The organism is Rathayibacter sp. AY1F2 (assembly GCF_002930885.1).
Classification (GTDB): Bacteria; Actinomycetota; Actinomycetes; order Actinomycetales; family Microbacteriaceae; genus Rathayibacter.
On record NZ_PSVG01000016.1, the window covers coordinates 20,786 to 34,922 of the forward strand.

Below are 14,137 nucleotides of genomic sequence, written 5' to 3' on the forward strand. Positions count from 1 at the left end.
TATCGGGTGTCGCTCCTGCGGGAGCGGCCGGGAGGGCTGTCCGAGCGGCCGATGGAGCCAGTCTTGAAAACTGGTGGGCGGAAACGTCTCGTGGGTTCGAATCCCACGCCCTCCGCCACGCCGTCCGCCACGGAGTCCCGTTCTTCGCGTCGCTTCTCGCCGGCGACTTCCGACGCACGTCCTGGCGCGCGACGACGGAGGCCTGCCCGCTCTCCTTCGGAACGCGCCAGCCCTCTGTATAGGATTGCGCGACGCCCGGGATCGACGCCCGGCCCTCACCTCCGCACCACTGACGCCTCGACACCGGGAGACGGATGCGCCGCACGGGCCCTTCGACACAGACTCGCGACACTCCGCGCACGCCGCGCCCCTTCGTGCGGCACGGCCGCCAGAACCGGCACACCCTCGCGCGGACCCTGGTGAAGGGAGCCGCCCTCGTGGGCGGTGTCGGCGTGGTCGCCTCGGTGTCGGTGGTCGCGATCGCGGCGACGCTGATCGTCCAGTCCGTGCAGCCCTCGGTCGACCTGCACCCGGGCGCGGCCGGCTCCAGCGTCGAGGCCGGAGGCGCCCCGGAGATCGGCGCACTGGAGGGCGGCTTCAACGTCCTCGTCGTCGGCAGCGACTCGCGGAAGGGCCAGGGCGACGCCTACGGCGACCCCGATGAGGAGACGAGCGTCCTCAACGACGTCAACATGCTGATGCACGTCTCGGCCGACCACAGCAACGCGACGGTCGTGAGCTTCCCCCGCGACATGTACGTCGACATCCCGGAGTGCGTGAACGCCGCCACGGGTGAGACGATCCCCGCCCGGTACGACACCAAGATCAACGAGGCGATGGGCAGCGACGTCAGCCTCGGCTGCGTAGCAGGGGTCGTCGAGGACCTCATGGGCGTCCGGGTCGACTACGGCGCGGTCGTGCAGTTCAACGGCGTGATCGAGATGTCGAACGCGGTCGGCGGAGTCGACGTCTGCGTCGCGACCGAGATCGCGGACCCCTACACGAACACCTACCTCGAGCCGGGCGTGCACTCGCTCGAGGGCATGGCGGCGCTGCAGTTCCTCCGCAGCCGCCACGGCATCGGCGACGGCAGCGACCTGACCCGCATCAGCAACCAGCAGGTCTTCCTCTCGGCGCTCGTGCGCCGGATCAAGAGCGCGGACACCCTCCTCAACCCGGTCGCGCTCTACGGTCTCGCGAAGGCGGCGCTCGGCAACATGACGCTCTCGACCGGTCTCGACAACGTGAACACGATGGTCCAGATGGGACTCGCGCTGAAGGACGTCGACCTCGCGGACGTCGTCTTCGCGCAGTACCCGACCGGGGCGACTCCGAGCGGAGTGGAGCCGGACCGCGCCGCGGGCGACGTCCTGGCGAGCGCCCTGCAGACCGATCAGCCGATCGCCATCACCGGCGGCACGGGCGCCGGCGCGACCGTGGAGGGCGAGGCGGCGGCCCCGGCCGACACCGCCGCTCCGTCGGGCCCGGCGACCGCGGATCCGCTGGCGACGGCCGAGGCGGCACCCGGCACTCCTGCAGCCGGCACTCCTGCAGCGACTCCCGAGGACGGATCCAAGGTTGCCCTGCCAGAATCGGTCACCGGCCAGAGCGCCGACCAGCAGACCTGCTCGGTCGGCTTCTTCGGCTGAGCCGAGGGCGGGCGGCACCACGGGTGCTCTCCACCTCGCGCGCTGACTCCGGGACGACACGCGTCCCGCAGCCGAGAGAGAGTACGACCCGATGAGCGAACGCGCGTCCACCCGGACCACAGCAGCACGGCACGGCCGCCTGCGCCGCCCGAGCGGCGTGCGCTTCGCCGCGCGGATCCTCGCAGCCTGCGTGGGCGTCGGCGTGCTCAGCGCGGTCTGCATCGTGGCGATCGCCGCCTCGCTGATCGCCGGGAGCGCGCGTCCGTCCGTCGACCTAGGGATCGACTCGGGCGGAGGCGACGTGCCCGAGATCGGGGCGATCGAGGGCGGCGTCAACATCCTGCTCGCCGGCAGCGACAGCGCCGACGGATCGGCCGCCGGGGCCTACGGCGAGCGTGCCGAGAACCTCAACGACGTCACGATGCTCATGCACATCTCGGCCGACCACTCGACCGTGGAGGTCGTCAGCTTCCCCCGCGACCTCTACGTCCCGATCCCCTCCTGCACCGACCCGGCCACCGGCGCCGTCTCGGACGCGGTGGACTCGGCGAAGATCAACACCTCGCTCGAGGCCGGCGGGCTGGCGTGCACCGTGCAGACGGTCGAGCAGCTGACCGGGCTCGAGATCCCCTACGCGGCGCTCATCCAGTTCGAGGGCGTCATCGAGATGTCGAACGCGGTCGGCGGAGTGGACGTCTGCGTCGCCACCCCGATCCAGGACGAGTACACGGGGTTGAACCTCGACGCGGGCACGCACACGCTCGTCGGCGCCGAGGCGCTGGCGTTCCTCCGCACCCGGCACGGCGTCGGCGACGGCAGCGACCTCACCCGCATCTCGAGCCAGCAGGTGTACCTCTCATCGCTGGTGCGCAAGGTGAAGAGCGCGTCGACGCTCTCGAACCCGGTGAACCTCTACGGCCTCGCGAAGGCGGCCGTCTCGAACATGCAGCTCTCCACCTCGCTCGAGAACGTGAACACCCTCGTGTCGATCGGCCTCGCGGTGAAGGACGTCGACCTCGCGAACGTGGTCTTCGTGCAGTACCCGACCTTCATCGACGGCAACGGCGTGTACCCCAGCGAGGACGCGGCGGCGGCGCTGAACGCGGCGCTCCTCGCCGACCAGCCGATCGCGCTGAGCGGCACCACCGGCGGCGGCTCGCAGTCGACGGGGGAGGAGCCCGGGGCGACCAACGCTCCGGCGGCCACGGAGTCGCCGGCCACCGACGCCCCCGCGACGAGCGCACCCGACGGGCCGGTCACCCTCCCGAGCGACGTCTCCGGGCAGACCGCGCAGCAGGAGACCTGCACGATCGGCCGACCCCTGTCGGACCAGTAGGCGGCTTCTCGCCTTCCCGCGGAGGGGCGGGCGCCCGTGTCGCGAGGCCCTCGCGGGTGCGGTTATGATGGTCGTCGTGCGTCCGCCAGCGGGCGCTCGGGAGTCGTCGCATAGTCCGGTCGAGTGCACCACCCTGCTAAGGTGGAGAACCCTTTATTGGGTTCCGTGGGTTCAAATCCCACCGACTCCGCATCGTCCGAAGGCCCCGCTCAGGCGGGGCCTTCGTCGTTCCCGGCGGTGCCTGTGCCTGCCGCAGTACCGGCGTCTCCCGGCGGTGCCGGTGTCGCCGCAGTGCCGGGGTCTCGCGGTGCCGGAGCCTTCCGGCCGGTGCTCCGCCGCTCGCGCGCGGCGTCGGCGGCCGATGCGATCCGGCGCCTCAGCCCGCCGGGATCCGCCGCCGATCCGCCGGGCGGGTGCGCTCCCGGAGCGGCTACCCTGATCGGATGCCCAGCCCGATCCTCGACGCCCTGTCCGCCCCTCCCGCGCGGAGGGACGTCGCCTCGATCCGGGGTGCTCTCGCCGAGGTCGCGATCGGCGACTCGGTGCGCGTCCTCGTCCGCTCCCCGCGCTACGGCCTCTACGGGATCGAGGGGGTCGTCCGGCAGGCCGTCGGCGGCGAGCTCGTCGTCGCGGACGTCTTCCTCGGCACGGGGACCGAGATCCAGAGCATCGCCCTGGCTCCGGACGCCGACGAGGTCGGCGGGGAGCGCTCGGCCGAGGGACTCGAGCACGGGGATCCGGTGCGCGTGGCGTTCTCGACTCCGGCGCTCGGGTCGTTCACGATCACGGGCCCGCTGACGGCCGGCGGCCGCGACGGGTTCCTCCTCGTCGGCAGCTGGATCGTCGCGGACGGCGGCGAGCCAGGCCGCCACGTCGACCGCATCGAGCGCCTGACGGACGTCGGCGTCCACGAGAAGCACGTCCCCGGGCGCCGCTCCGCGGTCGAGGAGTAGCCCCTCAGCTCTGGCAGTGCGGGCACCAGTAGGTGACCCGCAGCTGCAGCTCGTCGTCGCCGAGCTCACCGCGCTCGATCGGAGTGCCGCAGCGCCGGCACGGCTTGCGGTCGCGGCCGTAGACCCAGAGCTGCTGGCCCGGGCGCAGGTTGCCGGTCGTCGTGCGCTCGATCCGCTCGCGGTTCACGGTGATGAGCCGCTTCGCGAGCGCGATGGTGCGCACGAGGTCGCCGCTCCCGCCGACCGGGCGCGTGGGCAGCACGCCGCGCAGGAAGCACAGCTCGGCGCGGTAGACGTTGCCGAGTCCGGCCATGATCCGCTGGTCGAGCAGCGCGAGCCCGATCGGCCGCTCCGGATCGGCGGACAGGCGTCGCAGCGCCTCGTCCGCGTCCCAGTCGGCGCCGAGCAGATCGGGGCCGAGATAGCCGACCACGTCCTCCTCGGCCGAGCGCGGGACGATCTCGAGGAGCCCGAGCTCGAAGCCGACCGCCTGCCAGTCCTCGGTCTCGAGGACGATCCGGGCCTGGAACGCCGGCCGGTGCCACTTCGGCCGCTCGCCCTCGCCGCGGGAGTAGAGGTGCCAGCTCCCCTCCATCTTGAGGTGGGAGTGGATCAGCGCGTCGCCGACCCGCATCAGCAGGTGCTTGCCGCGGGGGACGACCTCGTCGATCGTCTCGCCGGTGAGGTCGACCGTCGCGTACTTCGGCACGCGGACGTCGCACCGGGTCAGGACCTCGCCGTCCAGCGCCTCGGCGAGGTTGTGGGCGGATCGGTAGACGGTGTCACCCTCGGGCACGCGGGCTCCCTCCGGCGCTCACGAGCGCATCCTCAGGCCGCGCGGATTCGCGACGAAGCCGGCGGCGACGAGGGCGTCGCCGAAGGGCGTGCCGAGCGCGAAGACGCCGTCGATCTTCTCGACGGTCAGCTTCTCGACCCCGCGGGAGCGGACGAGCTGCGAGAGGGCGCCGGCCGCGTCGGCGAGGGCCGCCTCGTCGGCGGTGAAGGTGAGGGCGGTCTTGCCGCCGCGCTCGAGGTAGACCGCGAGCGCTCCGTCGACGACGGCGACCAGCGCGCCGGCCTTCCGACCGGGGCGGTGCCCCTCGCCCTGCGGCCACGGCAGAGCGGCGCCGAACGGATTGGCGGGGTCGGTCGCCGCGAGCGCGAGCACCGGACGTGAGCGCTCCTGCGCCTCGTCCTGCGGGGCGAACGTGCGGAGCCGGTCGACGCTGCCGGCGGTGCCGAACTGCGCTGCTCCCAGCTTCTCGATGAAGTAGCCCCTCCGGGCGCGGCCCTGCTGCTCGAAGCCGCTCAGCACCTTGTAGGCGAGGGCGAAGCCGCCCAGGACGCCCTCGGCCTGCACGGAGCCGCGAGTGACGATCCCGTACCGCTCGAGCAGCGTCTCGCCGAGCGCGTGCCCGCGGATCGTCGCGTCCGACTCCGCGAGCGGCACGATCGACCAGCGGCCGCCGGCGGTCGGCGGCCCCACGCGGGTGGCCATCGTGGGGCGGGCGGTCATCCGGCCCCGGGGCGCGCGGGCGCGGGCGGGGGCGCGCGGCTGGCGGTGGGCGCCGCCGGTCGAGCCGACGAGGGTGCGCAGCGGCGCCAGGGTGTCGTTCGTGACGAGCCCGGCCCAGACCAGCTCCCACAGGGCCTCGACGAGACCCGCGTCGTCGGTGGAGCCGACCGCGTCGGAGAGCTGGCGGAAGAAGTAGCCGCCGCCCGAGCCGAGCACGCCGACGATCTCCTGCTGGAGCTCGGTCAGGGTCACGGACTCGGCGGCGGGGACGGGGAGGGTCAGCCCTGCCGTGTCGGCGAGATGGAGGCTCACCCAGCCGTCGTTGCCGGGCAGGGTGCCCGCGCCGGCCCAGAGGACCTCGCCGGTCGCGGTGAGCTCGTCGAGCATCGCGGGGGAGTAGTCGCGCACCCGGGCGGGCAGGATCAGCGACTCCCAGGCGGACGCGGGGATGGGCGCGCCGGCCAGCTGGTCGATCACGGAGGCCACGCCGTCGATACCGCGGAGCGAGCCGCCGACGTGCTGCCAGGCGGGGAGGAAGCGGGCGTACGCGGCCGCGTCCACCGGCTCCACCTCCTTGCGGAGCGCGGCGAGAGAGCGGCTGCGCAGGCGGCGCAGCACCTCGGCGTCGCACCACTCGGTCCCGGTGCCGGTGGGGCGGAACTCGCCCTCCGAGACGCGGCGCTCGCCCGCGAGGCGGCGCAGGGTGTCGGTGACGACCGCGACTCCGAGGCCCAGGCGGGTGGCGACGGCGGCGGCGGTGAAGGGGCCGTGGGCGCGCGCGTAGCGGGCGACGAGGTCGCCGAGCGGATCGCGGACCGGGTCGATGAAGGCGACGGGGACGCCGATCGGCAGGGGCACGCCGAGAGCGTCGCGGAGCCGGGAGGCGTCCTCCATCGCGGCGTACCGCTGCTCACCGCCGAGGCCCACGGGCAGGACGCGCTTGGCCTTCACGAGCGCGGCCACGTCGGCCTCGAGCACCGCGCGCTCGATCGCGGGCGCCTTCGCGACGTCCGCCGAGGCGACCGACTCGTCGACCAGGCGCTCCCCGAGCTCGTCGAGCGTCAGCGGGCCGAGCAGCCGGAGCAGGTCGGCGGCGCCCTCGAGCCCGCGGAGGCGGCGCTCGGGCTCGACGCGCTGCAGCTCGCGCTCGATCTGCGCGAGGACGGCCGGGTCGAGCAGCTCGCGCAGCTCCGCCCGGCCGAGCAGCTCGCCGAGGAGCGTCGCGTCGACCGAGAGCGCCGCGGCACGGCGCTCGGCGAGCGGGCTGTCGCCCTCGTACATGAAGGCCGCGACGTAGCCGAAGAGCATGGACCGCGCGAACGGACTGGCGGTCGGCGTCTCGACCTCGAGGATCCGCAGCTCGCGCCCGTCCAGCCGCGCGGCGAGCCGGAGCAGCGCGGGCAGGTCGTAGACGTCCTGGAGGCACTCGCGGACGGTCTCGAGGATGATCGGGAAGGTCGGGTAGGTGCGGGCGACGTCGAGCAGCTGCGCCGCCCGCTGCCGCTGCTGCCAGAGCGGGGAGCGCTTGCCCGGGTTGTACCTCGGGAGCAGGAGCGCCCGCGCCGCGCACTCGCGGAACCGGGCGGCGAAGAGGGCGGAGCCGCCGACCTCGCTCGTGACCAGCTGCTCCAGCTCCTCGCGCTCGAACAGGAACAGCTCGGAGCCCGGCGGCTCCGACTCCGTGTCGGGGATCCGCACGACGATGCCGTCGTCCCCGGCCATGGCCGCTCCGTCGACGCCGTGCCGCTCGCGGACGCGAGCGCCGATGGCGAGCGCCCACGGCGAGTGCACCTGCATCCCGTACGGGGAGTGCAGCACCAGCCGCCAGTCGCCCAGCTCGTCGCGGAAGCGCTCGAGCACGAGGGTGCGGTCGTCCGGGATCTGCCCTGTGGCCAGGCGCTGCTCGTCGAGGAAGGAGAGGAGGTTGCTGGTCGCGTACTCGTCGAGCCCGGCCGCCGTGCAGCGCTCGAGGGCCGTCTCGGGGGCGGCGGCGCCCACCTCGCGGGTGAACGCCCCGATCGCCTCGCCGAGCTCGGCGGGGCGCCCCTGCGAGTCGCCCTTCCAGAACGGGAGGCGCCCGGGCTCGCCGAACGCCGGCGTCACGATCACGCGGTCGTAGGTGATCTCTTGGATGCGCCAGCTGGTGGCTCCGAGCGCGAAGACGTCGCCGACGCGGGACTCGTAGACCATCTCCTCGTCGAGCTCTCCGACGCGGTTGCCGGTCGAGCCCGGCTCGCCGACCATGAACACGCCGAAGAGCCCGCGGTCGGGGATGGTGCCGCCGCTGGTGACGGCGAGGCGCTGGGCGCCGGGCCGGCCGGTGAGCGTGTTCGCGTCGCGGTCCCAGACGAGGCGCGGCCGCAGCTCCGCGAACTGGTCGGAGGGGTAGCGGCCCGAGAGGAGGTCGAGGGTCGCCTCGTAGGCGGAGCGGGGCAGGGACACGAAGGGGGCGCTGCGGCGGACGGTGTCGAACCAGTCGTCCACGTCGAGGCTCTCGAGGGCGGTCGCGGCGACGGTCTGCTGCGCGAGGATGTCGAGCGGGTTCGCGGGGACGGCGATCGCCTCGATCAGGCCCGAGCGCATCCGCTCCGTCGTCACGGCGGAGTGGAGAAGGTCGGCCCGGTGCTTGGGGTAGAAGGACCCGCGCGAGACCTCGCCGACCTGGTGGCCGGCTCGACCCACGCGCTGCAGGGCGCTCGCGACCGAGGGCGGCGTCTCGACCTGGACGACGAGGTCGACCGCGCCCATGTCGATCCCCAGCTCGAGGCTCGAGGTCGCGACCACGCAGCGCAGGCGGCCGGACTTCAGGTCGTCCTCGATGATCGCGCGCTGCTCCTTGCTCACCGAGCCGTGGTGGGCGCGGGCGAGCAGCGGCTCCTCGTCGGGCGCGGACTGCCCGCTGCCGCTCGTGCCCCCGGCCGCTCCCATCGCCTCGGCCGGGGAGCGGCGGACGGAGGAGGAGGCCGCCTCGGCGAGCAGGGCCCCGACTGCGACGGGCTCGCCCGCCTCGCGCGCCCGCTCCGCGGCGAGCTCGCGGCGCTCGGCGTAGATCTCGTTGAGCCGGGCGGTCAACCGCTCGGCGAGACGGCGGGAGTTCGCGAAGACGATGGAGGAGGTGTGCGCGAGGACCCGGTCGACGATCGACTCCTCGACGTGCGGCCAGATCGACCCGCTCTGCGGACCGGTGGCCCCCATCGTCGATCCGTCCTGCGGAGCCGCCGTCCCCAGCTCGGACATGTCCTCGACCGGGACGACGACGCTGAGGTCCCACTGCTTCTCGGACGCCGGAGCCACGATCGCGACCGGGGAGCGGCCGGCGAGGAACCGGGCCACCTCCTCGCGCGGGCGCACCGTCGCCGAGAGGCCGATGCGCTGCACCGGCTTCGGGAGCAGGGCGTCGAGCCGCTCGAGGGAGACGGCGAGGTGCGCCCCGCGCTTGGTCGACGCGACCGCGTGGACCTCGTCGACGATGACCGTCTCGACGCCGCGGAGCGACTCGCGCGCCGCCGAGGTGAGCATGAGGTAGAGCGACTCGGGGGTCGTGATCAGGATGTCCGGCGGCGTCTTCTGCAGCACGCGCCGCTCGGCGGCGGGCGTGTCTCCCGACCGCACCCCGACGGTGACCGTGGCCGGCGCGGTGCCGATGCCCTCGGCGCTCAGCCGCAGCGCCGTCTGAGTGACGCCGACGAGCGGCGAGCGGAGGTTGCGCTCGACGTCGACGCCGAGAGCCTTCAGCGGCGAGACGTAGAGCACGCGCGTGCGGTGCTGCGGATCCTCCGGCGGCGGGCCCTGCACGAGCCGGTCGATCGCCCAGAGGAAGGCCGAGAGCGTCTTGCCGGAGCCGGTGGGAGCGACCACGAGGGCGTGCGCTCCGCTCGAGATGGCCGACCAGGCGCCCTCCTGGGCGGCGGTCGGCGCCGGGAACGCGCCCTCGAACCACGCGCGCGTGGCGGGGGAGAAGCGCTCGAGGACGTCCGGCATGCACCCATCCTCCCTGCCACCTCCGACATTGCCGGGGTCGCGGCCCGGGGGCGAGCCCTTGACGCGGGGGAGCCCGCCCGTCAGGCGAAGCAGAGACGCACGAACGTGCCGATGTCGGCGAGCTCGGCCTGCCCGACTCCGTGGGCGACGCCCTCGTAGACCCGGGCGTCGAGCGCCGTGTGCTCCGGGAACCAGGCCGCCGCGTCCCGCACGAGCTCCTCCGGGATCACCGTGTCGAGCGTCCCGCGGCCCCAGAACACCGGAGGACGCTCGCGGGCGAGCCGCTCGTCCGCGTCGTCGCCCTCGGCGAGCGGGACCACGAACCCGGACAGAGCGACCGCGAAGGCGAAGCGGCCCGGCGCGCGCCGCAGCAGCTGCACCGCCAGCGCGGCGCCCTGGGAGAAGCCCAGCAGCCCCACCGGGCCCGGGTGCTCCAGACCGTCGAGCCACTCGATCACACCGGCCGCCGCCGCCTCGACGGCCTCGGGATCGGCCCGCGGCTCGTCCGGCACCAGCGGGACACGGAGGGGCCACCACGCGTTCGCCCCGCCGCCCAGGGCGAGAGGCGCCCGGAGGGACGCGAGGACCGGCTCCAGCGGCAGGTAGGCGCCGAGCGAGAACAGGTCCCCTTCGTGCGAGCCGTAGCCGTGCAGCAGCACCAGGAGGGGCCTGCCGACGCGGTCGCGCTCGGAGGAGGACCACAGCACCGCGTTCGCGTCGATTCCCATCGCACCATCATCCCCCTGAGTGCGGGATCGCCGCCGCCGGTCGGAACACCAGCCGCGAAGGGTGAGAATGGCTGCATGAGCGTGCGCACCCCTGACCCGAACTCCGGGTGGCTGTCCGACGACGAACTCGCCGAGATCCGCCGGCGGCTCCCGCTGCTGTACGTGGAGGCCGTGCCCGTCCGGGTCGACGGGCTCGGGCAGGTCACCGAGGTCGGCGTGCTCCTGCGCGCGACCCCCTCCGGCCAGATCACCCGCACGATCGTCTCGGGCCGCGTGATGTACGGCGAGACGCTGCGCGACGCGCTGTTCCGCCACCTCGAGAAGGATCTCGGCCCGATGGCCTTCCCCCTCCTCCCGGCGAGCCCGCTCCCCTTCCACGTCGCCGAGTACTTCCCGATGCCCGGCATGGGACCGTTCACCGACGACCGCCAGCACGCGGTCTCCCTCGCCTACGTCGTCCCCGTCACCGGCACCTGCGACCCCCGCCAGGACGCCCTCGAGCTCACCTGGATGACCCCCGACGAGGCCTGCTCCGACGCGATCTCCGCCGAGATGGAGGGCGGGCGGGGCGCGCTGATCCGCGCCGCGCTCGCTTCCGTCGGCCGCCTGTCCTAGCGGCGCGGATCGGCCGCGGCGCTCCCTTCTGCGCGCCGCTATCGGTGCGCAAGGATGGCGGGCCGGCTGGAGTGTCGGGCGTCCGCCTGGACCCATCCGCCGGCACGCGACCCGGCCGTTCGGCTCGTGGATCCGGCGTCCACCGGACCTCTGTGACCGGGCGAGGAAAGGCGGCGCCCCTGCCCGACGACGGCGCAGCAGGGGATCGCCTGATCATGACGCGGTGAGGACTTCCGGAGCTCCCTGTGCGGGACTCCGCTCGAAGAGGTGAAGCGTGAACGACGAAGGGCCGGGGCCCGCGACCAGAAGTCGCGGGCCCCGGCCCTTCGTGATGTCGGCGCCCTGATCAGGACGAGCGCTGAGGTGCGATCACCGAACGCCCAGCCCCCGGACCAGCCGCTGCCCGCGAGGCGAACGGTCGATCCGCGTGCGAGCGGATCGGCCTAGCCGGTCGCGACACGCTCTGCGCGTCGCGACCGTGCTTGAAGCCGACCGCGGTGCGCCGCTCCGCGGCTGCCCGCGAGGCGAACGGTCGATCCGCGTGCGAGCGGATCGGCCTAGCCGGTCGCGACACGCTCTGCGCGCCGCGACCATGCTTGAAGCCGACCGCGGTGCGCCGCTCCGCGGCGCACAATCGGACTCAGCCCTGCGCGCGGCGGCCGCCGCGGCGGGCGCCGCCGCCGGCGGACTCGCGGGCGGGAGCGGCCGAGGCCGCTCCGCCGGTCGCGGTGCTGTAGAACGAGCGCGATCCGCCCGAGGTCGAGGGGGCACCGGCGGCCGAGCGGCTGCGGCCTCCGCGGGCGCCGCCGCGGGCGGGTCCCTCGGCGGCGGTGCGGTCGCGGCGGGGGCGGTCGCCTCCGCCGGTCGCGGCACCCGTCGAGCGTCCGCCGCGGGGTGCGGCGGTGCCCTCGGTGCGGGCCGCGCGCTTGCGCTGCGCGTTGGCGCCCTGCGAGCGTCCGCCCTGCGACTGGCCGCGGACGGGCTCGACGACGGCGCTGGGGGTGACGTACGGAGCGACGTCGCCGACGAGCTTCGCGACGGCGGCCGAGTCGGCCGTCACCTGCTGGGGCGCGACCTGGATCGCGGCCTTGCGGAGGAGGGTCTTCACGTCGCTGCGCTGCGTGGGCAGGACGACGGTGACGACGTCTCCCTCGCTGCCGGCGCGGGCGGTGCGGCCCGAGCGGTGCAGGTACGCCTTGTGCTCCATCGGCGGGTCGACGTGGATGACGAGCTCGACGTCGTCGACGTGCACACCGCGGGCGGCGACGTCGGTGGCGACGAGGACCTTGACGGTGCCGGCGCCGAACGCGGCGAGGTTCCGGTCGCGGGCGACCTGCGAGAGGTTGCCGTGCAGGTCGACCGCGGGGATGCCCTGGCCGGTGAGCTGCTTGGCGAGCTTCTTCGCGTGGTGCTTGGTGCGCATGAAGAGGATGCGGCGGCCGGTGCCGGACGCGAGCGTCTTCACGAGAGCGTTCTTGGCGTCGAGGCCGTCGACCTCGAACACGTGGTGGGTCATCAGCGCGACCGGCGAGTTGGCCTCGTCGACCGAGTGGAGCACCTCGTTCTGGAGGTACTTCTTGACCAGCTTGTCCACGCCGTTGTCGAGCGTCGCGGAGAACAGCAGGCGCTGCCCGCCGCGGGGGGTCTTGTCGAGGATGCGCGTGACGACCGGCAGGAAGCCGAGGTCGGCCATGTGGTCGGCCTCGTCGAGGACGGTGATCTCGACGGCGTCGAGGTTCACGAAGCCCTGCTTCATCAGGTCCTCGAGGCGGCCCGGGCAGGCCACGACGATGTCGACGCCCTGCTTGAGCGCGGCGACCTGGCGCTGCTGCGAGACGCCTCCGAAGATCGTGGTGGTGACGATGCCGTACGCGTCGGCGAGGGGCTGCATCGCGGCGGTGATCTGCGTGGCGAGCTCGCGGGTCGGCGCGAGGACGAGTCCGAGCGGGCGGCCGGGGCGGCGGCGTCCGCCGGCGAGCGAGCCGCCGAGTCGGGCGATCATCGGGATGGAGAAGGCGAGGGTCTTGCCGGAGCCGGTCTTGCCGCGGCCGAGGACGTCGCGTCCGCCGAGGGTGTCGGGCAGCGTGTCGACCTGGATCGGGAAGGGCTCGGTGATGCCGCTCGCGGTGAGCGCAGCCACGAGGGGGGCCGGCACGCCGAGGGCGCTGAAGGAGAGGGGGGTGTTCGACATGGAGTGGTGCCTTTCGGGGGCATCATGCCGATCGAGGACGCGCGGGCGGTGGCCGGGGCGCGGGTGATCGGCGTTCGGGCGAAGGTGACGGTGGTCACATCCGTTCGCCGTACGATTCGGTGCGCGCGGCCGGGGGCCTCATGCACGTGCGCCAGATGGTCGGGACGGATCCTCGACGGTCAGAGTCCTAGGGGACAAGGGGCGTTCTACGACGCGGGGGAGCGCAGTCGCTGCGCTCGCACCATCCCACTCTAGTGGATGCCGATCCATCCGCGCATCGCGGCCTGCACGCGGGAGCCGTCGCGGTCGCTCAGCTTGGTCCCGACGAAGTCGCCCGCCCAGTCCGAGGTCTGCACGCGGAAGGCCGGCTCCGGGTCGCGCAGGGTCTTCAGGATGACGGCGGCGACGTCGGACGGGTCCTGCGCGTGGGTCGAGGAGAAGGACGACGCGGCGCGGTCGAGGTAGGCGCCGAGCGCCGGCGCGTAGGGGCCGGCCTGCGCGAGCATCGCCGCCGCGTCGATGCCGACGTTCTCGACGAAGCTGCTGCGGACCGCTCCCGGCTCGATCAGCGACACGTGGACGCCGACGGAGGCGGCGACCGGGGCGAGCGCCTCGAAGAACCCCTCGACCGCGAACTTCGACGCGCAGTAGTCCTCGTTGAACGGCTGCCCGATCGCGCCGCCGACGCTCGAGACGGTGACGATGCGACCGCGGGACGAGCGCAGCATCGGCATCGCGGCGCGGGTGACCGCGACGGTGCCGAAGAAGTTGACCTCCATCACGCGGCGCAGCTCCTCCGGATCCTCCAGCTCGAGGGTGCCGAGGTGGCCGGCTCCGGCGTTGTTCACGAGGGCGTCGAGACCGCCGAGCTCCTCCTCCACGGCGCGGAGGCAGCCGGCGACGGAGTCCGCGTCGGTCACGTCGAGCGATCGCAGGTCGAGCTCGACGCGGGCCTCGGCGGCGGCGGCGCGCAGGCCCTCCGCCCGCTCCGGATCCCGCACGGTGGCGACCACCCGCCAGCCCGCGCGCGCGGCCTCGATCGCGGTGGCGCGGCCGATGCCGGTGGAGGTTCCTGTGACGAGGAGGACGGGACGGGGCATGCGGCTTTCCTGCTTTCCGGCGCACGACGGCGCCGCCCGGAGGCTATCGGCCGCCCCTCCGAGAACGT

9 protein-coding genes and 2 tRNA genes are annotated in these 14,137 nt (G+C 73.8%); 6 read left to right on the top strand and 5 right to left on the bottom strand.

From position 1 onward, the window contains the following. Window positions 1–30: 30 nt before the first annotated feature. The 5 genes from C5C54_RS12345 (at window position 31) to C5C54_RS12365 (ending at window position 3,938) form a co-directional block, all read left to right on the top strand. Window positions 31–118 (top strand) — tRNA-Ser (locus C5C54_RS12345). A gap of 301 nt (window positions 119–419) precedes the next feature. Continuing rightward, complete coding sequence (locus tag C5C54_RS12350) at window positions 420–1,649, top strand: LCP family protein (protein ID WP_258063320.1); 1,230 nt, start codon at window positions 420–422, stop codon at window positions 1,647–1,649. Window positions 1,650–1,740: 91 nt separating this feature from the next. Next, entirely contained in the window at window positions 1,741–2,985 is a 1,245-nt protein-coding gene (locus C5C54_RS12355; protein WP_104288461.1) for an LCP family protein, read from the top strand. Between the two features lie 99 nt (window positions 2,986–3,084). After that, window positions 3,085–3,175 (top strand) — tRNA-Ser (locus tag C5C54_RS12360). A 253-nt stretch (window positions 3,176–3,428) separates the two neighbouring features. After that, complete coding sequence (locus C5C54_RS12365) at window positions 3,429–3,938, top strand: hypothetical protein (RefSeq protein ID WP_104233937.1); 510 nt, start codon at window positions 3,429–3,431, stop codon at window positions 3,936–3,938. 4 nt (window positions 3,939–3,942) lie between these two features. On the opposite strand, the gene C5C54_RS12370 is transcribed toward C5C54_RS12365, so the two are convergent. From C5C54_RS12370 to C5C54_RS12380, 3 genes are all read right to left on the bottom strand, one after another. After that, a complete protein-coding gene (locus C5C54_RS12370) occupies window positions 3,943–4,734 on the bottom strand; it encodes a DNA-formamidopyrimidine glycosylase family protein (protein WP_104263215.1) in 792 nt (263 codons plus the stop codon). An 18-nt stretch (window positions 4,735–4,752) separates the two neighbouring features. Next, entirely contained in the window at window positions 4,753–9,435 is a 4,683-nt protein-coding gene (locus tag C5C54_RS12375) for an ATP-dependent helicase (RefSeq protein ID WP_104288462.1), read from the bottom strand. Window positions 9,436–9,515: 80 nt separating this feature from the next. Next, a complete protein-coding gene (locus tag C5C54_RS12380) occupies window positions 9,516–10,163 on the bottom strand; it encodes an alpha/beta hydrolase (protein ID WP_104273246.1) in 648 nt (215 codons plus the stop codon). A 75-nt stretch (window positions 10,164–10,238) separates the two neighbouring features. Between C5C54_RS12380 and C5C54_RS12385 the strand changes: the two genes are divergently transcribed. After that, window positions 10,239–10,778 (top strand): NUDIX hydrolase family protein, encoded by a 540-nt coding sequence (locus C5C54_RS12385; RefSeq protein WP_104225113.1) that lies wholly within the window; start codon window positions 10,239–10,241, stop codon window positions 10,776–10,778. A gap of 640 nt (window positions 10,779–11,418) precedes the next feature. Here C5C54_RS12385 and C5C54_RS12390 read toward each other — a convergent pair. Both C5C54_RS12390 and C5C54_RS12395 read right to left on the bottom strand, forming a co-directional pair. Next, entirely contained in the window at window positions 11,419–12,969 is a 1,551-nt protein-coding gene (locus C5C54_RS12390; protein WP_104225114.1) for a DEAD/DEAH box helicase, read from the bottom strand. Between the two features lie 251 nt (window positions 12,970–13,220). Further along, a complete protein-coding gene (locus C5C54_RS12395) occupies window positions 13,221–14,069 on the bottom strand; it encodes an SDR family oxidoreductase (protein ID WP_104288463.1) in 849 nt (282 codons plus the stop codon). Window positions 14,070–14,137 lie beyond the last annotated feature (68 nt).